This is a genomic window from Streptomyces sp. NPDC049970 (assembly GCF_040660235.1).
Classification (GTDB): Bacteria; Actinomycetota; Actinomycetes; order Streptomycetales; family Streptomycetaceae; genus Streptomyces.
Map to the genome: position 1 here is coordinate 201,000 of NZ_JBFALP010000004.1, position 18,775 is coordinate 219,774.

Here is an 18,775-nt window from a genome sequence, read left to right on the forward strand (position 1 = left end):
GTTCGATATCAGCGCATCCGTGATGCAGTTCCTTCTGGCGTTCGTCGTGGTCGTGCCGCTCCTGGGGGCGGCCGCAGCGCTCCTGCCCGCCCCGCCCGGGCTCAAGGGCCGAAACCCCGACCAGGCCGTGCTCCGCCACGGCGTGACAGTCACCGGCGCCGTGCTCCTCGCCGCGCTCGTCCTGGCCGCCGGCTTCGACCACGACCACCCGTCGAAGATGCAGGCCACCACCGACATCAGCTGGATCCCGGCACTCGACGTCAGGATCCACCTCGGCACCGACGGCATCTCGCTCCCCCTTCTCGTGCTGACCGCGCTGCTGACCTTCCTCTGCGCGCTCTACAGCTACTTCAAGCTCCCCGCGGGCCCCTCCCCGAAGGCCTTCGTCGCGCTCGTCCTCCTGCTCGAGTCCGGCACCCTCGCGACCTTCGCCGTCCTCGACCTGCTGCTGTTCTTCCTGGCCTTCGAGATGGTCCTCATCCCGATGTACTTCCTCATCGCCCGCTGGGGCGGCGACCGGAAGCAGCCCGCAGCCTGGAAGTTCATCCTGTACACCCTGCTCGGGTCCGTGGTCATGCTGCTGGGGCTGCTCCTGGTCGGGCTGAAGAGCGGCACATTCGACATGGTGGCACTCGCCACTGACAACGGCCGGGGCCTCACCTCGTCCGTGCAGGTCATCGCCGTACTGGCGATCGGGATCGGGCTCGCGGTGAAGACCCCGATGTGGCCGTTGCACAGCTGGCTGCCCGACGCCCACACCGCGGCCCCGACCGTCGGCTCCGTACTCCTCGCCGGCGTCATGCTGAAGATGGGAACGTACGGGTTCGTCCGCATCCTGCTCCCCGTCGCCCCCGACGGGATGCGGACCTTCGCGCCCTACCTCGCGGCGTTCGCCGTCGTCGGGATCATCTACGGGTCCCTCGCCTGCCTGGCCCTCGCCCGCCCCGGCGCCAAGGGCGACCTCAAGCGGCTGATCGCGTACTCCTCCGTGGGCCACATGGGCTTCGTGCTCCTCGGCATCGCGACGATGACCCCCACCGGCGTGAACGGCGCGCTCTTCGCCAACATCGCCCACGGCCTCATCACCGGCTTGCTGTTCTTCCTGGTCGGCGCGGTCAAGGACCGCTACGGCACGGCGGACCTCGACACCCTGTCCGGCGCCACGGGCGGGGCCCTGTACGGCCGGGCCCCCCGACTCGGCGGCCTCCTCGCCTTCGCCGCCGTCGCCTCGCTCGGGCTCCCCGGCCTCGCCGGCTTCTGGGGCGAGATGCTCACCCTGTTCGGCGCCTTCGACCCCGCCGACGGGCTCAGCCGCCCCGCCTTCCTCACGTTCATGTCCATCGGCGCCCTCGGCACCCTGCTCACGGCGGCGTACATGCTGGTCGTCGTACGCCGTGTATGCATGGGCGAGAAGCCTGAGCAGCCCCAGGCGGTCGCCGACATCCAGAGCTACGAACTCGCCGCCTGGACCCCGCTCGCCGCCCTGACCGTCCTCGCCGGACTCTGGCCCGCCGTCCTCCTCGGCCTCACCGACCCGGCCGTGCAGAAGCTCCTCGCAGGAGGCAAGTCGTGACCGTGGCAGCCGACAGCGCAACCGGGGCGGCGAGCCTTGTCCAGTCCGTCGACTGGCTCGCGATCGCACCTCCCGTCGTCGTGGCGGCGGTGGCCCTGCTGGTCCTCGTCGCCGACCTCTTCACCGGCGAACGCCGCAAGCCGCTCCTCGGCTACGGCGCCGTGGCCGGGCTCGTCGTCGCGCTCGCCCTGCTCCTCCCGCTGCGCGCCGGGAACCGCTCCACCTTCTGCCTCACCGACGGGGCCCGCGCCTGCAGCTACACGGCCGACCACTTCGCGCTGGTCATCCAGGCACTCGTGCTCGGCGGGGCGCTGCTCACCGCGCTGCTCTCGATCGGCGACACCCGCAAGCTCCCCGCGGGCGAGTTCTGGTTCCTGCTGCTCTCCTCCGCCGCGGGCGCCGCGCTCCTGCCCGCCGCCCGGGACCTCGCCACGCTCGTCGTCGCTCTCGAAGTCGCCTCCCTCCCCGCGTTCGCCCTCGTCGGTATCGTGCGCGGCGACCGGCGCTCCTCCGAAGCGGCCCTGAAGTTCTTCCTCTCCTCGGTCGTCGCCACCGCCGTCATGCTGCTCGGCGTCAGCTTCGTCTACGCCACCACCGGCACCCTGCACCTCACCGAGCTCGCCGCCCGGCTCGACGACGTACCCGGACGGTTCGAGACCCTCGCCGAGGCGGGTGTGGTGCTCACGCTCGTCGGGTTCGCCTTCAAGACGGCAGCCGCACCGTTCCACTTCTGGGTCCCCGACACCTATGTGGGAGCCCCGCTCCCCATCGCCGCGTACCTCTCGGTCGTCGGCAAGGCCGTCGGCTTCTCCGGGCTCGTCCTCGTCACGGTGATCGGCTTCCCGGCCTACGCCGACGTCTGGGGCCCCGCCCTGGCCGTCCTCGCCGCGCTCACCATGACCGTCGGCAACGTCGCCGCACTCCGGCAGTCCGCCACCCGCGCCCGCAGCGCCGTGCGCCTCCTCGCCTGGTCGTCCGTCGGCCAGGCCGGCTACCTCCTGGTCCCGATCGCAGCCGCCGCGTACTCCAGCGACATGCAGATCGGCTCCACCGTCGCCTACGCGCTCATGTACGCCGTGGTGAACCTCGGTGCCTTCGCGGTCGCCGCCCTGGTCGCCCGCACCCACCCGGGCAACCGCATCGGCGACTACCGGGGCCTGTACGCCTCGCGCCCTCTGGCCGCACTCGCCATGGGCTTCTTCCTGCTCTGCCTGGCCGGTCTGCCGCCCGGCGTCATCGGCCTCTTCGCCAAGGTGACGGTCTTCTCCGCGGCCGTCGACGCGGGGCTCGGCTGGCTCGCCGTCGTCATGGCCGTCAACGTCGTGATCGCCCTGTACTACTACCTCCGGTGGACCGCCACGCTCTTCAAGGCCCCCGCGCCGGACACCACCGCCGGACAGGTGCCCGTCGGGCCCGGACACCGGGTTCCCGCCCCGCTCACCGCTGCGATCGCCCTCACCGCAGTAACCGGAATCACACTCTCCGGCGCTCCCCAGCTCATCCTCCGCTTTGCCGCCGTCAACCTCTTCTGACCGGTTCCGATCACCTCTGACCGGCTTGCCCGGCGAGCCGCGAACAGGGCATGGTCGTGCGTGCACACGTCACCGAAGACCAGCACGCGACGAGCACGCGACGAGCGCGCAGAGCATGCGAGAAGAGCACAGAGGAGCCAGAGCGGTGCTGAACGGGTTCAAGGACTTCATCCTTCGCGGGAACGTCATCTCCGTGGCGATCGGCCTCGCCGTCGGAGCAGCCTTCACCGCGGTGGTCACCGGCTTCAGCAACGCGTTCATCGTGCCGCTGATCGGGATCTTCACCCGCGGTGCGGGCGACTTCAGCAAGGCCCACTACACCGTCGACGGGGTCGAGTTCCCCTACGGCCTCTTCGTCAGCGCCGCCATCGCCTTCCTCATCACCGCCGCTGTGCTCTACTTCCTGGTCGTCGTGCCCATGGCCAAGGTCCAGAACCGCTTCACGGCCAAGCAGGAGCAGGAGAAGATCGACATCAGGGCCGCCCTGCGGGACTGCCCCCGCTGCTTCACCGAGATCCCCGCCGTCGCCACCCGCTGCGGCCACTGCACCAGTGACGTCGAGCCTGACGCGGAGGCGCGAGCGCTCGCGGGACTTCCCCTCCAGCGCTGACCGCGCCACGGGCCTCCCGGGCCCACGCCCCAGCACCATCCACCCGTACGGCCCAGGGGCGGATCCAGCCGGATCCGCCCCTGTCGGCGTTGCCTCCGGCCTCCGAGCACAAGGGAACTAGCTTCCTTCGCCTGGCGTTGACCAGTAAGGGAGGCTCCACTGGAGAGTGGAGCACCACCGAGCAAGGGTTCCCCTGCCGCACCATTTGGAGGGCGTACCGTGCACCGCCGGCACAACGGGCTGAAAACCGCTGTTCTCCTCGGGGGCCTCTCGGCCCTCATCATCGTCATCGGCAGTTTCTTCGGACGGACCGGCCTGATCGTGGCCGTCCTCGTCGCGCTCGCCACCAACGCCTACGCGTACTGGAACAGCGACAAGCTCGCACTGCGGGCCATGAGGGCCCGCCCGGTCAGCGAATTCGAAGCGCCGCAGCTCTACCGCACGGTCCGTGAACTCTCGACCGCGGCCCGCCAGCCCATGCCCCGGCTCTACATCTCACCGACCCAGGCGCCCAACGCGTTCGCCACCGGCCGCAACCCGCGCAACGCCGCCGTGTGCTGCACCGAGGGCATCCTCCAGATCCTCGACGAACGCGAGCTGCGCGGCGTACTCGGCCACGAGCTGAGCCACGTCTACAACCGCGACATCCTCATCTCGTCCGTCGCGGGCGCCCTCGCCTCCGTCGTGATGTTCCTCGTCAACTTCGCCTGGCTCATCCCCATAGGCCGGTCGGACGACGACGACGGCCCGGGGCTCCTCGGGATGCTCCTGGTCATGATCCTCGGCCCGCTGGCCGCATCGGTGATCCAGCTCGCCGTCAGCCGTTCCCGCGAGTACGCGGCCGACGCGTCCGGGGCCCAGCTCACCGGCGACCCGCTCGCGCTGGCCAGTGCCCTGCGCAAGCTGGACGCCGGCACCAAACAGCTTCCGCTCCCACCCGAACCACGGATCGAGACCGCGAGTCACATGATGATCGCGAACCCGTTCCGTCCCGGCCAGGGCATGTCCAAGATGTTCTCCACCCACCCGCCCATGGCCGAACGCATCTCCCGACTAGAGCAGATGGCAGGGTATCGACCGTGAAGACAATCCTGAACGTCATATGGCTGGTCCTGTGCGGATTCTGGATGTTCCTCGGCTACATGGCCGCGGGACTCCTGCTCTGCATCACGATCATCGGCATCCCCTTCGGCGTGGCCGCGTTCCGCATCGGCATCTACGCCCTCTGGCCCTTCGGGTACACCGTCGTCGACCGTCACGACGCCGGAGGCGGTTCCCTCATCGGCAACGTCCTGTGGGTGGTCCTGGCCGGCTGGTGGCTCGCGCTGGGCCACATCTTCACCGGCATCGCGCTCTGCGTCACGATCATCGGCATCCCCCTGGGCATCGCGAACTTCAAGCTCATCCCGGTCTCGCTGATGCCCTTCGGCAAGGAGATCGTGCGCAGCGACCAGCCGTTCGCGGGGCGCTAGCGAGCAGGCAGGCAGGCAGGCAACCGTACCCGTCCTCCAGGCGTCATGGCTTGCAGGAACAAGTGACGGGTAGGTTCGCCAACATGAGCATCATCAGCTGGATCATCCTCGGACTGCTGGCCGGCGCTGTGGCCAAGCTCCTCCTGCCGGGCCGCGACCCGGGCGGAATCGTCGGCACCACACTGATAGGCATCGTGGGTGCCTTCCTCGGAGGCTGGCTGTCGTCCCGCTTCCTGGACCGCCCCATCAGCACGGACTTCTACGACACGGCCACCTGGATCGCCGCCATCGCCGGCTCCCTGGTCCTGCTGATCGCCTACAGGCTGCTGTTCGGCAACTCCCGCGACCGCCGCTGACCTTCGGCCCACGGCCCGCGCGGGGCCGGCGCCAACCGCGGCACGCGCCGCGGAGGCGCGGGCGCGGAGCGGTACCGCGCCGTCCGTGGCGTGCCACACCGGCGTACGGCGGAGGAAACGGGGCGGGGCGGGTCGCGCCGAACCGGCATGACCCGCCCCGCGAACCGCTGGACACAGCGGCCAACCCTCTAGCGGTAGTTGGCGAACTGCACCGCGAAGTCGAAGTCCTTGCCCTTGACCAGCGCCTGCACCGCCTGCAGGTCGTCGCGGCTCTTGGAGCTGACGCGGAGTTCGTCGCCCTGGACCAGCGCCTTGACGCCCTTCGGGCCCTCGTCGCGAATGAGCTTCGCCACCTTCTTGGCGTTCTCCTGGGAGATGCCCTCCTCGATCGTGGCGAAGATCTTGTACTCCTTGCCGGAAAGCTGCGGCTCACCCGCGTCCAGGGACTTCAGGGAGATCCCGCGCTTGATCAGCTTGGACTGGAAGATGTCGAGGATCGCCTTGACCCGCTCCTCGCCGTTCGCCTCCATCAGGATCTTCTCGCCGGACCAGGAGATCGACGCACCCGTCCCCTTGAAGTCGTAGCGCTGGGAGATCTCCTTGGCGGCCTGGTTGAGGGCGTTGTCGACCTCCTGCCGCTCGACCTTCGAGACGATGTCGAAACTGGAGTCGGCCATGACGTGTGGCTCCTTGCGTCGTATGCGTTGGGTACGGCACAGAGCCTAGCCACCCCCGCCCGCTCAAAGCACTGATCAACCAGGTGGCGTAGCACCCCCGGGTATCAGGTATCGTTTACGTCGTCGCCAAGGGGCCCCCAGGGGCTCCAAAGCGTTGTTCCAGGCGGTGTGCCCGAGTGGCCAAAGGGAGCAGACTGTAAATCTGCCGGCTCAGCCTACCCAGGTTCGAACCCTGGCGCCGCCACAGGACGGGAAACCCCGTCCGACCTGATAGAACACCAGGTCGGACGGGGTTTCTGCATGTGCGGGAACGGGGCCGCAGGAGGTGCTGATCGGCGCCCGTTCTTCCAGGAGTCGATTCACGGGTGAGAGCGTGACGGGCCCCTGCTGACGTCCTTCGACGTAGCCGCCCGTCCCCCACCGATGAATCCGTAGATCACCTCACATCATTACCGGGAGAGCCCGTGACCGTCAGCAAGAACATCAACAACCCCGTGGGCATGGGCGGCGGCCAGCGCAAGCGGCTGTCCCGGGCCGAGCGGCAGAACAACGGTCCGCACCGCAACCTCGACCGCCAGGGTGCGGCCGACCAGAAGGCGGAGCTGGTGCGGAAGATGCGCGAGAAGGCCGGCGCAGCCGATGGCGCCGAGCAGGCGGGCGACGACAGCGCCGCACAGAGCTGACGCACCGCCGCCGCGGAGCGGCACCGCGGACAGCACGCAGGGCCCGGACCGCGACGCGCGGCCCGGGCCCTGCCGCCGTACCCCCGGCAGCCGCAGGCGGGCGTGGCCCCGGGTCCGGGGCCATCCCGTGGAAGCGGCCTCAGTTCCCCGCGACGTCCTTCACCGCGACAGTCACCGGCTTGCTCCCGCTGATGAGTTCCAGTGTCAGCCCCGCGGTCGCCGGTGTGTCCAGCAGCTCCACCAGCACCGCCGCCACGTCGTCACGGGGGACCGGGCCGCGGCCCGTCGACGCGGCGAGCAGGACCTGACCGGTGCCGGCGTCGTTCGTCAGCATCCCGGGGCGCAGGATCGTCCAGTCCAGGGCGGGCCTGGAGCGTACGTACGCGTCCGCCTCGCCCTTGGCCCGCTGGTAGATGTCGAAGACCTCGTCACCGGTGTGCCGGGGGTCGGCGCCCATGGACGAGACCACGACGTATCGCCGCACCCCAGCCCGCTCGGCCGCGTCCGCGAAGAGGACGGCCGCACCGCGGTCCACCGTGTCCTTGCGCGCCGAACCGCTGTCCGGGCCCGCGCCTGCCGCGAAGACCGCCGCGTCCGCACCCCGCAGGACCTCCGCGGCCTCCTCCACGGAGACCGATTCGAGGTCGAGCACGACGGGTTCGGCACCTGCCGCCCTCAGCTCGTCGCTCTGCTGCGGGTTGCGGATGACGCCCACCGCCTCGTCACCGCGCGCGGCGAGCAGACGCTCGAGCCGCAGCGCGATCTGACCATGTCCACCTGCAATGACAATGCGCATACTCCCGACCGTACGCCGCGGGGCGCGCTCCCGCTCAAGGCCCGCCGCCGTAGCCGGAATCCACGCGTCCCTGGCGGGGGAGGTCCAGGGCGGCGGCGCTCCCGAAGTCGCAGTACTCGCGTACGGCGCTGGTCCGTGCGACGACGCGGCCGCGGTGCACCACGATCCTGCTGTACGCCAGCGAGAGCGCCCCGGCCAGACCGTCCCCGCGTACGGCGAGCAGTTCGGCGGGAGAGCCGGCCTCGATCCGCACTCCGGGCAGGCCCATGGCGGCCCTCGCGCCGGCCGAGACGGCGTCGTACGCCTGCTCCGGCCCGAGGCCCTCCTGCGAGGCGAGGAGGTACGCCGCCTCCAGGGGGTCACCGCGGCCGACGGGGTTCGCGTGGTCGCGCAGCGCTCCACCGCCCGCCGCCACCCGCACCCCGGCCGCGCGCAGCAGCCGTACGGGTGTGGTGCCGCGCCGCCCGGAGCCCGAGCAGCCGCCCTGCGGGAGGCAGACGACGGTCACGCCCGCGGCGGCGAGCCGGTCGGCGGTGCGGGCCGCCTCGCCGTCCGGAAGCCGGGAGAGGCCCGTGCAGGGGCCCAGGCAGACACCGGGGCGGAACCCGCGGACCATTTCCGCCAGGCGGCCGAGCCGGGCCGGGTCGTCACCCTCCGTGTGGAGGTCGACGGGCAGGCCGTGGGAGGCGGCGAGTTCCAGGACCGCCTCGGCGCAGCCGTCCGGGTCGGGGTCCAGGTCCGGACGGCCGCCGATCACGCCCGCGCCCGTCTCCACGGCGTCGCGGAGCACGGCGAGGCCCTCGGCCCCCGCGAGGCCGGTGAGGGCCCGTGGGACGGCGACGGCGGTCAGGTCGGTGAGGCCGCGCAGGGAGCGCCCGGCCGCCAGGACGGCTTCGAGCGCACCGAGGCCCCGTACGCCGCCGACGTCCACATGGCCGCGCAGAGCGGTGGCGCCGTGGCTGAGCTGGAGCAGCGCGGATTCCGTGGCACGGCGCCGTACGTCGTCGGGGCGGCAGGACGCCGCGCCTCCCGCGGTGAACGCCGTGCCGGGATGCGCGTGCGGCTCGGCCGGGGCCGGCAGCAGGAGGTAGCCGCGCAGGTCGAGGCGGCGTCCCCCGCCCCCGAGGCTGCCCGCCGTGCCGACGGCCTCGATGCGCGGGCCGCGGATCCGTACGTCGACGGAGCGCCCGTCCGGGAGCCGCGCGCCGCCGAGCAGGAGCGTGGGCGCGTCGCTGGGGCTGTCGGGCATCGCGCCGCTCCTGGGAGGGAAACAAGATCACGCAGAGTGCGGCGAGCCTAGGCGGGCATCCGGGCGGCGACCCGGAGGGCGAGTTTGTCGTACGAATGTGGCCTTGCGGGACGGGTGGGGAGACGGGGGCCGGCGGGGTCCGTGCGGTGGCTCGCGGAGGCGACGTACGAGCTGATCAAGGGCCTGATCAGGGGGTCGGTGGCAGGGGTGCCCGGGGGGTCCGGCGAGGGCCCGGTGGGGGCGGCGGAAACGGATTTGGGCGATCGGCGAGAGACCGTGTAATGTCTTCCTCGCTCGCCCCAATAGCTCAGTCGGTAGAGCGTCTCCATGGTAAGGAGAAGGTCTGCGGTTCGATTCCGCATTGGGGCTCTGGTGATCGGGTAACTCCGCTTCGGCGGGGAAGCCCGGCATCAAAGCGGTGTAGCTCAGTCGGTAGAGCAAGCGGCTCATAATCGCTGTGTCACCGGTTCAAGTCCGGTCACCGCTACTAACAGTAGCCGATTGTGGGGTCGGTCCTTCGATCGGCTACTCTTTTTTGCGTTCATCCGTCCATAGTCCGTCCAAGGAGCACTCACGTGGCTGCCACCGACGTCCGCCCGAAGATCACGCTGGCCTGCGTGGAGTGCAAGGAGCGGAACTACATCACCAAGAAGAACCGGCGTAACAACCCGGACCGTCTTGAGATGAAGAAGCACTGCCCGCGCTGCAACTCGCACACCGCGCACCGCGAAACGCGCTGAAAACAGGCTCGTACACGAGGCCGTCCCCACTGGGGGCGGCCTCGTGTCGTTGTATTAGGGGTGTTCCACGCCCCATTCGACTTTTCATCAGGAGGTAGCGCGCTCATGGCGCTCGACCAGTCCTTCGTGGGGCGGTCCTATCCGCCCACCCCGGCGTACGAGGTCGGCCGGGAGAAGATCCGGGAGTTCGCGGAAGCGGTGGGTGACACCAACCCCGCGTACGTCGACCCGGAAGCCGCCAAGGCCCTGGGATACCCGGACGTGATCGCTCCGCCCACGTTCGTCTTCCTGATCACCTTCAAGGCCACGGGCCAGGTGATCCAGGACCCGCAGCTGGGCCTGGACTACAGCCGTGTGGTGCACGGTGACCAGAAGTTCGCGTACACGCGCCCCGTGCGGGCCGGCGACCGGCTGACGGTCACCTCCACCATCGAGGGCATCAAGACGATGGCGGGCAACGACATCATGGACGTCCGTGGCGACCTCCACGACGAGTCGGGTGAGCACGTCGCGACCGCGTGGATGAAGCTGGTGGCCCGTGCCGCCAAGGAGGCGTCATGACGGCGAACATCGCTTACACGGCGGTCGAGGTCGGTACGGAACTGCCCGCCCGGTCCTTCCCCGTGTCGCGCGCGGCCCTGGTGCAGTACGCGGGCGCCTCCGGCGACTTCAACCCGATCCACTGGAACGAGAGGTTCGCGCGCGAGGTCGGCCTGCCGGACGTCATCGCGCACGGCATGTTCACCATGGCCGAGGCGATCCGGGTGGTCACGGACTGGGCCGGTGACCCCGGCGCGGTCGTCGAGTACGGGACGCGGTTCACCAAGCCGGTCGTCGTGCCGAACGACGACACGGGTGCGCTGATCGAGGTCAGCGGCAAGGTCGCCGCCAAGCTGGACGACAACCTCGTGCGGGTCGATCTGACGGCGATGAGCGACGGCAAGAAGGTGCTGGGCATGTCCCGCGCCGTCGTCCGCCTGGCCTGACCGGTCCGGCCCGCCTCGCGCACGGCCGGTGCCGGTCCGAAGGGCGCTCCCCCGGGGGAGCGCCCTTCGCGCGCTCGTGGCCCCGCCCGGGCCGCGGGGACGCGGACCGTACTCTTGTCCCCGTGCAGGAACTCCATGACGCCCCCCTCGCCCCCCTGACCACCTTCCGGCTCGGCGGTCCGGCCGACCGCCTCCTGACGGCCACCACCGACGCGGAGGTGATCGCCGCGGTCCGCGAGGCCGACGACAGCGGCACCCCGCTGCTGGTCATCGGCGGCGGTTCCAACCTGGTCATCGGCGACAAGGGGTTCGACGGCACGGCCCTGCGCATCGCGACCAAGGGCTTCGAGCTCTCCGGTACGACCCTCGAACTGGCCGCCGGCGAGGTCTGGACCGACGCCGTGGCCCGCGTGGTCGAAGCGGGTCTCGCGGGCATCGAGTGCCTCGCCGGGATTCCCGGATCCGCCGGGGCGACACCGATCCAGAACGTCGGTGCCTACGGGCAGGAGGTCTCCTCGGTCATCACCGAGGTCGTCGCCTACGACCGGCACACCAGGGAGACGGTCACCCTCGCGAACGAGGCGTGCGACTTCTCGTACCGGCACAGCCGCTTCAAGGCCGAACCCGACCGCTTCGTGGTCCTGCGCGTCCGGTTCGGGCTGGAGGACGCGGGCGGGCGGTCCGCGCCCCTGAGGTATGCGGAGACCGCCCGGGTCATGGGCGTCGAGCAGGGCGACCGGGTGCCCGCCGCGGCGGCCCGCGAGACGGTGCTGCGCCTGCGGGCCGGCAAGGGCATGGTCCTCGACCCCGAGGACCACGACACCTGGTCGGCCGGGTCCTTCTTCACCAACCCGGTCCTCGACGAGACGGGGTACGCGGCGTTCCTCGCCCTCGCCAGGGCACGGCTGGGCGACGACGTGACGCCTCCCGCCTTCCCGGCCGGCGACGGAGCGGTGAAGACCTCCGCCGCGTGGCTCATCGACAAGGCGGGCTTCACCAAGGGGTACGGCACGGGCCCCGCGCGCATCTCCACCAAGCACACGCTCGCCCTCACCAACCGGGGCGGCGCGACGGCCGAGGACCTGCTGGCGCTGGCCCGCGAGGTCGTCGCCGGGGTCCACGAGGCCTTCGGGGTCACGCTCGTCAACGAACCGGTGACGGTCGGCGTCAGCCTGTAGCCGGCCGGGCGGGCTCCGCGCCCCGCCCGGTCGGGATCAGCCCGCCAGCCAGGCGTCGATCCCGCCCAGCAGCCTCTGCCGCACATCGACGGGCGCCACCGAGCCGCGTACGGACTGCCTGGCCAGCTCGGCGAGTTCCTCGTCGGTGAAGCCGTGGTGCCGGCGCACGAGGTCGTACTGCGCGGCCAGCCGCGAACCGAAGAGCAGCGGATCGTCCGCCCCGAGGGCCATCGGCACCCCCGCGTCGAACAGAGTGCGCAGGGGTACGTCGCCGGGCTTCTCGTAGACGCCGAGCGCGACGTTGGACGCCGGACAGACCTCGCAGGTCACCCCGCGCTCCGCGAGCCTGCTCAGCAGCCTCGGGTCCTCGGCGGCCCGTACGCCGTGCCCGATCCGGACCGCGTCGAGGTCGTCCATGCAGTCCCGGACGCTGGAGGGCCCCGAGAGCTCGCCACCGTGCGGGGCCGCGATCAGACCGCCCTCGCGGGCGATGGCGAAGGCGCGGTCGAAGTCGCGCGCCATCCCGCGCCGCTCGTCGTTGGAGAGGCCGAAGCCGACGACACCCCGGTCCGCGTACCGCACGGCGAGCCTGGCCAGCGTGCGGGCGTCCAGCGGGTGCTTCATCCTGTTCGCCGCGATCACCACCCGGATCCCGAGCCCGGTGTCGCGGGCCGCCCGGTCCACGGCGTCCAGGATGACCTCGATGGCCGGGATGAGCCCGCCCAGCAGGGGGGCGTACGAGGTCGGGTCGACCTGGATCTCCAGCCACCCGGAGCCGTCCGCGACGTCCTCCATGGCGGTCTCGCGCACCAGCCGCTGGATGTCCTCGGGCTCACGCAGGCAGGACCGGGCGATGTCGTACAGGCGCTGGAAGCGGAACCAGCCCCGTTCGTCCGTCGCCCGCAGCTGGGGAGGTTCGCCTCCGGTCAGTGCCTCGGGCAGGCGCACGCCGTACTTGTCGGCGAGTTCGAGCAGGGTCGTCGGCCGCATCGACCCGGTGAAGTGCAGGTGCAGATGGGCCTTGGGCAACAGCCGTACGTCACGCTCCATTGAAGGATCTTGCCGCACATCCGGGGTGTCGCGGTAGCCGGATCCCCTTGTGAGTTACCACTCGAACAGAAAGGTGGCCCCCGGCCGGAGCCGGGGGCCACCTCGTCGGGGTGAGTGCCCGCGTCAGTCGCGGGCCTCGCCCAGCAGCTTCTGGAGCCGCGAGACGCCCTCGGCCAGGTCGTCGTCGCCCAGGGCGTACGACAGCCGCAGGTAGCCGGGCGTACCGAACGCCTCACCGGGTACGACGGCGACCTCGGCCTCGTCGAGGATGAGGGCCGCGAGCTCGACCGAGTCTGCCGGGCGCTTGCCGCGGATCTCCTTGCCGAGCAGCTCCTTCACCGACGGGTAGGCGTAGAACGCGCCCTCGGGCTCGGGGCAGAACACCCCGTCGATCTCGTTCAGCATCCGGACGATCGTCCGGCGGCGGCGGTCGAAGGCGCTCCGCATCTCGGCCACCGCGTCCAGCGGACCGGAGACCGCGGCGAGCGCCGCGGCCTGCGAGACGTTGCTGACGTTGGAGGTCGCGTGCGACTGGAGGTTGGTCGCGGCCTTCACGATGTCCTTCGGGCCGATGATCCAGCCCACCCGCCAGCCGGTCATGGCGTACGTCTTGGCGACGCCGTTGACCACGATGCACTTGTCGCGCAGCTCGGGCACGACCGCGGGGAGCGAGGTGAAGGTGTTGTCGCCGTAGACCAGGTGCTCGTAGATCTCGTCCGTCATCACCCACAGTCCGTGCTCGACGGCCCAGCGGCCGATCGCCTCGGTGTCGGCCGCGTCGTACACCGCGCCGGTCGGGTTGGACGGCGACACGAACAGCACGACCTTCGTGCGCTCGGTGCGGGCCGCCTCCAGCTGCTCGACCGAGACCCGGTACCCGGTGGTCTCGTCCGCCACGACCTCGACCGGGACGCCGCCCGCGAGACGGATGGACTCGGGGTACGTCGTCCAGTACGGCGCGGGGACGATGACCTCGTCGCCCGGGTCGAGAACCGCGGCGAAGGCCTCGTAGATGGCCTGCTTGCCGCCGTTGGTCACCAGGATCTGGGAGACGTCGACCTCGTAGCCGGAGTCGCGCAGGGTCTTCGCGGCGATCGCGGCCTTGAGCTCGGGAAGCCCGCCCGCCGGGGTGTAGCGGTGGTACTTCGGGTTGCGGCACGCCTCGATCGCGGCGTCGACGATGTAACCGGGGGTCGGGAAGTCGGGCTCGCCGGCGCCGAACCCGATCACCGGACGCCCGGCGGCCTTGAGGGCCTTGGCCTTTGCGTCGACGGCGAGGGTGGCGGACTCGGAGATCGCACCGATGCGGGCCGAGACCCGGCGCTCGGACGGAGAAGTTGCAGCGCTCATGCCCCCATGCTCGCAGACCGGAAAACCCCGGGGCACAGCGGTTTCAGGGACCGGACAGCACTCGGACAGCATCCGGACAGGACCGGTCGGTAGTTGTCTGTTCGACGCGGCGCCCCCGAGCACGTACACTCACCTGTCGTTGGCCTTCATCAGCCGCACCGTTTTCCCAACCGGCCCACCGGGGAAGATGCGGTAGGTTGGTGGAAACCACAAAGGGTCGTAGCTCAATTGGTAGAGCACTGGTCTCCAAAACCAGCGGTTGGGGGTTCAAGTCCCTCCGGCCCTGCTACACACTCCTTCGCCGGGATGTGTGCGCATGTACGTACTTCAATGCACTGCCGTGCGGCTCCACCGGGCGCGGCACGGCCACGACCCGGAATCAGGTGAGTAGCGTGACGGACGCCGTGGGCTCCATCGACATGCCTGATGCCGAGGACGAAGCCCCCGAGTCGAAGAAGAAGGCCCGTAAGGGCGGCAAGCGCGGAAAGAAGGGCCCTCTGGGCCGTCTCGCGCTCTTCTACCGCCAGATCGTCGCCGAGCTCCGCAAGGTCGTGTGGCCGACGCGCAGCCAGCTCTCGACCTACACGGCGGTCGTGATCGCGTTCGTGGTCGTGATGATCGGTCTCGTCACCGTGATTGACTTCGGGTTCGCGCGGGTCATCAAGTACGTCTTCGGCTGATCCCGCGGAGGGCGCCTCACCGGCGCCCCTTTCGCATGTTCCACCCATATGTATCCAGGAAGAAGCAGCCATCGTGTCTGACCCGAACCTGAACGACGACGCCGAGCCTACGGCGAGCGCCGTCGAGTCCGCCGAGGACGAGCTCGACATCGTCGAGGCGGCGGATGCCGTGGCCCCGGACCAGGTCGAAGCTGCTGACGCCGCCGCGGGCGAGCCCGCCGAGCAGGACGCCGTGCGGGTCGAATCCGAAGACGAAGCCGACTCCGGCGAGGACACCGAGGCCGACGACGAGGCGGTCGCCGCTGAGTCCGCCGAGGAAGAGTCCGCCGACGAGGAGGAAGACGTCGAGGAGGCCGAGCCGGCCGCCCCCGTCGACCCGGTCGTCGCCCTGCGCGACGAACTTCGTGGACTTCCCGGTGAGTGGTACGTCATCCACACCTACGCCGGCTACGAGAAGCGCGTGAAGGCGAACCTGGAACAGCGCGCCGTCTCGCTCAACGTCGAGGACTTCATCTACCAGGCCGAGGTGCCCGAGGAAGAGATCGTCCAGATCAAGAACGGTGAGCGGAAGAACGTCCGTCAGAACAAGCTCCCGGGTTACGTCCTGGTGCGCATGGACCTGACGAACGAGTCGTGGGGCGTCGTCCGCAACACGCCCGGCGTCACCGGCTTCGTGGGCAACGCCTACGACCCGTACCCGCTGACCCTGGACGAGATCGTCAAGATGCTCGCCCCCGAGGCCGAGGAGAAGGCGGCCCGCGAGGCTGCCGAGGCCGAGGGCAAGCCGGCCCCCGCCCGCAAGGTCGAGGTCCAGGTGCTGGACTTCGAGGTGGGCGACTCGGTCACCGTCACCGACGGTCCGTTCGCGACGCTGCAGGCGACGATCAACGAGATCAACGCCGACTCGAAGAAGGTCAAGGGCCTCGTCGAGATCTTCGGTCGCGAGACCCCGGTCGAGCTCAGCTTCGACCAGATCCAGAAGAACTGACGGGCTTTCCGCCAGCGCCTGGACACATGCCTACCAAGCAGGTCAGACCGGCTTCGCAGCCGCTCTGACCTGCTTGGTTTTTGGTCGCGCAGCTATACCCGTTATCGTTGTGCGGTATGCCTCCATCCGGATGACCGGAATGGCGGCGAAACACTCTCACTAGGACCCGGAGAGAGCAATGCCTCCCAAGAAGAAGAAGGTCACGGGGCTTATCAAGCTCCAGATCAACGCCGGTGCGGCCAACCCGGCGCCGCCGGTCGGTCCCGCACTGGGCCAGCACGGCGTCAACATCATGGAGTTTTGCAAGGCCTACAACGCCGCGACCGAGTCGCAGCGTGGCATGGTCGTGCCGGTGGAGATCACGGTCTACGACGACCGCTCCTTCACCTTCATCACGAAGACTCCGCCGGCCGCCAAGCTGATCCTCAAGGCCGCTGGTGTGGACAAGGGCTCCGGCGAGCCGCACAAGACCAAGGTCGCCAAGCTCACGGCTGCCCAGGTCCGCGAGATCGCCACGGCCAAGCTTCCCGACCTGAACGCCAACGACCTCGACGCCGCGTCGAAGATCATCGCTGGCACCGCCCGTTCCATGGGCATCACGGTCGAAGGCTGAGCCAGCCCCGCAGTCCCTCAGTGGTAGGACCAAGCGCTGGTCCGCACCACGACTCCACACCCTGAACCCACAGGAGCAGAAGTGAAGCGCAGCAAGAACCTCCGCGCTGCGGACGCGAAGATCGACCGGGAGCGCCAGTACGCCCCGCTCGAGGCCGTCCGTGTCGCCAAGGACACCGCCTCCACGAAGTTCGACAGCACCGTCGAGGTCGCTTTCGCGCTGGGTGTCGACCCGCGCAAGGCCGACCAGATGGTCCGTGGCACCGTGAACCTCCCGCACGGCACCGGCAAGACCGCCCGGGTCCTGGTCTTCGCGACCGGTGACCGTGCTGCGGCCGCGGAAGCCGCGGGCGCCGACATCGTCGGCGCCGACGAGCTCATCGACGAGGTGGCGAAGGGCCGTCTGGACTTCGACGCCGTCGTCGCCACGCCGGACCTCATGGGCAAGGTCGGCCGCCTCGGCCGCGTGCTCGGTCCGCGTGGTCTGATGCCGAACCCGAAGACCGGCACCGTCACCCCCGACGTCGTGAAGGCTGTCAACGACATCAAGGGCGGCAAGATCGAGTTCCGCGTCGACAAGCACTCGAACCTGCACTTCATCATCGGCAAGACGTCGTTCGATGACACCAAGCTGGTCGAGAACTACGGCGCGGCCCTGGAGGAGATCCTCCGTCTGAAGCCGTCCGCCGCGAAGGGTCGCTTCATCAAGAAGGCGACCATGAGCACGACGATGGGTCCCGGCATCCCGCTGGACGCCAACCGCGTGCGCAACCTCCTCGTCGAGGAGGACCCGGCCGCCGTCTGAGCCCCCGCGCTCACCCGGTAGCCGCGTCACGGCACAGGACGGGCCCCGCACCCTCTTCGGAGGGCGCGGGGCCCGTCCTCGTAGGACGGCCGCGAGCCGCCCGACACGCTCCTAAACCCCGCGCAGCGGTCGAACCGGGACGGATTTGCTCCCGGTGGCCCCGGTCGCGTACGCTCACGAAGAAGCCAAAGACCGCTGGTCGTCGCCGCGCTCTCGCGAGAGGGACGGTGACCGAAGGTTCCGCTAGATCGGACGACCTGCGCAGGTGACTGTGTAACGCTCCCGGACTCTGTCCGGTCGAGCCGCGCCCTGGCACTTGTGCTGGGGCGTTTCGTCTTTCCCGGCCCCTTCTGAGCGGTCCTCATCACCCGGAAGGAGGCCGACGCTCATGGCAAGGCCCGACAAGGCTGCCGCGGTAGCCGAGCTGACGGACCAGTTCCGCAGCTCGAACGCCGCCGTGCTGACCGAGTACCGGGGTCTCACCGTGGCACAGCTCAAGGAGCTGCGCCGTTCGCTCGGTGAGAACGCCCAGTACGCCGTGGTGAAGAACACGCTGACCAAGATCGCGGCCAACGAGGCCGGGATCGACACGCTGGACGACCTGTTCTCGGGTCCGACGGCGGTTGCCTTCGTCACCGGTGACCCGGTGGAGTCGGCGAAGGGTCTCCGTGACTTCGCCAAGGACAACCCCGACCTCATCATCAAGGGCGGTGTCCTTGACGGTAAGGCGCTGTCCGCCGATGAGTTCAAGAAGCTCGCGGACCTCGACTCCCGCGAGGTGCTGCTCGCCAAGCTGGCCGGTGCCATGAAGGGCAAGCAGACTCAGACTGCGCAGCTCTTCCAGGCTCTGCCGTCGAAGTTCGTCCGCACCGCGGAAGCGCTTCGCGCCAAGAGGGCCGAGCAGGGCGGTGCCGGTACGCCGGCTCCCGCCGAGGCTGCCGAGTAACCACTCGGTGGTCCAGCGGGCACCACGTACGCCCGCCGACATGTACATCCGGCACCTGCCGAATTAGTGGAAGGACGCCATCATGGCGAAGCTCAGCCAGGAAGACCTGCTCGCCCAGTTCGAGGAGCTCACCCTCATCGAGCTCTCCGAGTTCGTTAAGGCGTTCGAGGAGAAGTTCGACGTCACCGCCGCCGCCGCGGTCGCCGCTGCCCCCGCGGGCGTCGGTCCGGCCGCCGAGGCCGCTGAGGAGCAGGACGAGTTCGACGTCGTCCTCACCGGCGCCGGCGAGAAGAAGATCCAGGTCATCAAGGTCGTGCGTGAGCTGACCTCGCTGGGTCTGAAGGAGGCCAAGGACCTCGTCGACGGCGCTCCGAAGCCGGTCCTCGAGAAGGTCGCCAAGGAGGCCGCCGAGAAGGCTGCCGAGTCCCTCAAGGCCGCCGGCGCTTCCGTCGAGGTCAAGTGACTTCGAGAGTCCTCTGACTCTCCTGAGGC

General features: G+C 69.8%; 22 protein-coding genes and 4 tRNA genes. 21 read left to right on the top strand and 5 right to left on the bottom strand.

The genetic code is table 11. The features are described 5' to 3' along the window. Positions 1 to 22 precede the first annotated feature (22 nt). The 6 genes from AB0I83_RS09585 (at position 23) to AB0I83_RS09610 (ending at position 5,543) form a co-directional block, all read left to right on the top strand. Complete coding sequence (locus AB0I83_RS09585) at positions 23 to 1,573, top strand: NADH-quinone oxidoreductase subunit M (protein ID WP_363304389.1); 1,551 nt, start codon at positions 23 to 25, stop codon at positions 1,571 to 1,573. Further along, positions 1,570 to 3,105 (top strand): NADH-quinone oxidoreductase subunit N, encoded by a 1,536-nt coding sequence (locus AB0I83_RS09590; protein WP_356533038.1) that lies wholly within the window; start codon positions 1,570 to 1,572, stop codon positions 3,103 to 3,105. The genes AB0I83_RS09585 and AB0I83_RS09590 overlap by 4 nt, the downstream gene beginning before the upstream one ends. Positions 3,106 to 3,250: 145 nt before the next feature. Next, on the top strand, positions 3,251 to 3,715 hold the full coding sequence (locus tag AB0I83_RS09595; RefSeq protein WP_356533037.1) for an MscL family protein: 465 nt from the start codon (positions 3,251 to 3,253) through the stop codon (positions 3,713 to 3,715). 219 nt (positions 3,716 to 3,934) lie between these two features. After that, complete coding sequence (htpX, locus tag AB0I83_RS09600; RefSeq protein WP_356533035.1) at positions 3,935 to 4,798, top strand: zinc metalloprotease HtpX; 864 nt, start codon at positions 3,935 to 3,937, stop codon at positions 4,796 to 4,798. Further along, positions 4,795 to 5,187, top strand: coding sequence for a YccF domain-containing protein (locus tag AB0I83_RS09605; protein WP_356533034.1), 393 nt, complete (start codon positions 4,795 to 4,797; stop codon positions 5,185 to 5,187). Before htpX ends, AB0I83_RS09605 begins: the two co-directional genes overlap by 4 nt. Before the next feature lie 83 nt (positions 5,188 to 5,270). Continuing rightward, positions 5,271 to 5,543 carry a GlsB/YeaQ/YmgE family stress response membrane protein gene (locus AB0I83_RS09610; protein ID WP_356533032.1) on the top strand — a complete coding sequence of 91 codons (273 nt, stop codon included), beginning with the start codon at positions 5,271 to 5,273 and terminating at the stop codon, positions 5,541 to 5,543. 188 nt (positions 5,544 to 5,731) lie between these two features. Here the strand turns inward: AB0I83_RS09610 and AB0I83_RS09615 are convergent, their stop codons facing one another. Further along, entirely contained in the window at positions 5,732 to 6,220 is a 489-nt protein-coding gene (locus AB0I83_RS09615) for a YajQ family cyclic di-GMP-binding protein (protein ID WP_356533030.1), read from the bottom strand. A 162-nt stretch (positions 6,221 to 6,382) separates the two neighbouring features. Between AB0I83_RS09615 and AB0I83_RS09620 the strand changes: the two genes are divergently transcribed. Continuing rightward, a tRNA-Tyr gene (locus tag AB0I83_RS09620) sits at positions 6,383 to 6,464 on the top strand. 220 nt (positions 6,465 to 6,684) lie between these two features. Then, a complete protein-coding gene (locus AB0I83_RS09625; protein ID WP_356532999.1) occupies positions 6,685 to 6,903 on the top strand; it encodes a DUF6243 family protein in 219 nt (72 codons plus the stop codon). A gap of 139 nt (positions 6,904 to 7,042) precedes the next feature. On the opposite strand, the gene AB0I83_RS09630 is transcribed toward AB0I83_RS09625, so the two are convergent. Both AB0I83_RS09630 and AB0I83_RS09635 read right to left on the bottom strand, forming a co-directional pair. Continuing rightward, on the bottom strand, positions 7,043 to 7,699 hold the full coding sequence (locus AB0I83_RS09630; protein WP_363304215.1) for an SDR family oxidoreductase: 657 nt from the start codon (positions 7,697 to 7,699) through the stop codon (positions 7,043 to 7,045). Positions 7,700 to 7,733: 34 nt separating this feature from the next. Continuing rightward, positions 7,734 to 8,948 carry an amidohydrolase family protein gene (locus AB0I83_RS09635; protein ID WP_363304216.1) on the bottom strand — a complete coding sequence of 405 codons (1,215 nt, stop codon included), beginning with the start codon at positions 8,946 to 8,948 and terminating at the stop codon, positions 7,734 to 7,736. Between the two features lie 296 nt (positions 8,949 to 9,244). Here AB0I83_RS09635 and AB0I83_RS09640 point away from each other — a divergent pair. The 6 genes from AB0I83_RS09640 (at position 9,245) to AB0I83_RS09665 (ending at position 11,852) form a co-directional block, all read left to right on the top strand. Beyond that, positions 9,245 to 9,317 (top strand) — tRNA-Thr (locus AB0I83_RS09640). 45 nt (positions 9,318 to 9,362) lie between these two features. Continuing rightward, positions 9,363 to 9,435 (top strand) — tRNA-Met (locus tag AB0I83_RS09645). An 88-nt stretch (positions 9,436 to 9,523) separates the two neighbouring features. Beyond that, entirely contained in the window at positions 9,524 to 9,688 is a 165-nt protein-coding gene (gene rpmG / locus AB0I83_RS09650; RefSeq protein WP_003956487.1) for a 50S ribosomal protein L33, read from the top strand. 105 nt (positions 9,689 to 9,793) lie between these two features. After that, complete coding sequence (locus AB0I83_RS09655) at positions 9,794 to 10,249, top strand: MaoC family dehydratase N-terminal domain-containing protein (protein ID WP_363304217.1); 456 nt, start codon at positions 9,794 to 9,796, stop codon at positions 10,247 to 10,249. Next, positions 10,246 to 10,674 carry a MaoC family dehydratase gene (locus AB0I83_RS09660; protein WP_356532991.1) on the top strand — a complete coding sequence of 143 codons (429 nt, stop codon included), beginning with the start codon at positions 10,246 to 10,248 and terminating at the stop codon, positions 10,672 to 10,674. Before AB0I83_RS09655 ends, AB0I83_RS09660 begins: the two co-directional genes overlap by 4 nt. Positions 10,675 to 10,796: 122 nt before the next feature. Beyond that, entirely contained in the window at positions 10,797 to 11,852 is a 1,056-nt protein-coding gene (locus tag AB0I83_RS09665; RefSeq protein ID WP_363304218.1) for a UDP-N-acetylmuramate dehydrogenase, read from the top strand. 36 nt (positions 11,853 to 11,888) lie between these two features. Here the strand turns inward: AB0I83_RS09665 and AB0I83_RS09670 are convergent, their stop codons facing one another. Together AB0I83_RS09670 and AB0I83_RS09675 are read right to left on the bottom strand one after the other, a co-directional pair. Beyond that, positions 11,889 to 12,902 carry an adenosine deaminase gene (locus tag AB0I83_RS09670; RefSeq protein WP_356532987.1) on the bottom strand — a complete coding sequence of 338 codons (1,014 nt, stop codon included), beginning with the start codon at positions 12,900 to 12,902 and terminating at the stop codon, positions 11,889 to 11,891. 123 nt (positions 12,903 to 13,025) lie between these two features. Further along, complete coding sequence (locus tag AB0I83_RS09675) at positions 13,026 to 14,252, bottom strand: pyridoxal phosphate-dependent aminotransferase (protein ID WP_356532985.1); 1,227 nt, start codon at positions 14,250 to 14,252, stop codon at positions 13,026 to 13,028. A gap of 213 nt (positions 14,253 to 14,465) precedes the next feature. Between AB0I83_RS09675 and AB0I83_RS09680 the strand changes: the two genes are divergently transcribed. The 7 genes from AB0I83_RS09680 (at position 14,466) to rplL (ending at position 18,746) form a co-directional block, all read left to right on the top strand. Then, a tRNA-Trp gene (locus AB0I83_RS09680) sits at positions 14,466 to 14,538 on the top strand. A 106-nt stretch (positions 14,539 to 14,644) separates the two neighbouring features. Further along, entirely contained in the window at positions 14,645 to 14,932 is a 288-nt protein-coding gene (gene secE, locus AB0I83_RS09685) for a preprotein translocase subunit SecE (protein WP_356532983.1), read from the top strand. A gap of 73 nt (positions 14,933 to 15,005) precedes the next feature. Continuing rightward, the gene (gene nusG, locus AB0I83_RS09690) at positions 15,006 to 15,920 is read left to right on the top strand and encodes a transcription termination/antitermination protein NusG (RefSeq protein WP_363304219.1); all 915 of its coding nucleotides are present in this window, start codon (positions 15,006 to 15,008) and stop codon (positions 15,918 to 15,920) included. Positions 15,921 to 16,098: 178 nt separating this feature from the next. Continuing rightward, positions 16,099 to 16,533: a 50S ribosomal protein L11 gene (gene rplK / locus AB0I83_RS09695; RefSeq protein WP_356532979.1), complete on the top strand. Its 435-nt coding sequence runs from the start codon at positions 16,099 to 16,101 to the stop codon at positions 16,531 to 16,533. Positions 16,534 to 16,614: 81 nt separating this feature from the next. Continuing rightward, entirely contained in the window at positions 16,615 to 17,337 is a 723-nt protein-coding gene (rplA, locus tag AB0I83_RS09700; protein ID WP_356532977.1) for a 50S ribosomal protein L1, read from the top strand. 388 nt (positions 17,338 to 17,725) lie between these two features. Next, positions 17,726 to 18,283 (top strand): 50S ribosomal protein L10, encoded by a 558-nt coding sequence (gene rplJ, locus AB0I83_RS09705; RefSeq protein ID WP_363304220.1) that lies wholly within the window; start codon positions 17,726 to 17,728, stop codon positions 18,281 to 18,283. An 82-nt stretch (positions 18,284 to 18,365) separates the two neighbouring features. Then, a complete protein-coding gene (gene rplL, locus AB0I83_RS09710; RefSeq protein ID WP_356532973.1) occupies positions 18,366 to 18,746 on the top strand; it encodes a 50S ribosomal protein L7/L12 in 381 nt (126 codons plus the stop codon). The last annotated feature ends 29 nt before the right edge of the window (positions 18,747 to 18,775 follow it).

Coding starts and splice junctions, on each gene's coding strand:
- AB0I83_RS09585 (WP_363304389.1), top strand. CDS start 23: ATGCAGTTCCTTCTGGCGTTCGTCGTGGTCGTGCCGCTCCTGGGGGCG.
- AB0I83_RS09610 (WP_356533032.1), top strand. CDS start 5,271: ATGAGCATCATCAGCTGGATCATCCTCGGACTGCTGGCCGGCGCTGTG.
- AB0I83_RS09615 (WP_356533030.1), bottom strand. CDS start 6,220: ATGGCCGACTCCAGTTTCGACATCGTCTCGAAGGTCGAGCGGCAGGAG.
- AB0I83_RS09630 (WP_363304215.1), bottom strand. CDS start 7,699: ATGCGCATTGTCATTGCAGGTGGACATGGTCAGATCGCGCTGCGGCTC.
- AB0I83_RS09635 (WP_363304216.1), bottom strand. CDS start 8,948: ATGCCCGACAGCCCCAGCGACGCGCCCACGCTCCTGCTCGGCGGCGCG.
- AB0I83_RS09655 (WP_363304217.1), top strand. CDS start 9,794: ATGGCGCTCGACCAGTCCTTCGTGGGGCGGTCCTATCCGCCCACCCCG.
- AB0I83_RS09660 (WP_356532991.1), top strand. CDS start 10,246: ATGACGGCGAACATCGCTTACACGGCGGTCGAGGTCGGTACGGAACTG.
- AB0I83_RS09670 (WP_356532987.1), bottom strand. CDS start 12,902: ATGGAGCGTGACGTACGGCTGTTGCCCAAGGCCCATCTGCACCTGCAC.
- AB0I83_RS09675 (WP_356532985.1), bottom strand. CDS start 14,252: ATGAGCGCTGCAACTTCTCCGTCCGAGCGCCGGGTCTCGGCCCGCATC.
- rplK (WP_356532979.1), top strand. CDS start 16,099: ATGCCTCCCAAGAAGAAGAAGGTCACGGGGCTTATCAAGCTCCAGATC.
- rplJ (WP_363304220.1), top strand. CDS start 17,726: ATGGCAAGGCCCGACAAGGCTGCCGCGGTAGCCGAGCTGACGGACCAG.
- rplL (WP_356532973.1), top strand. CDS start 18,366: ATGGCGAAGCTCAGCCAGGAAGACCTGCTCGCCCAGTTCGAGGAGCTC.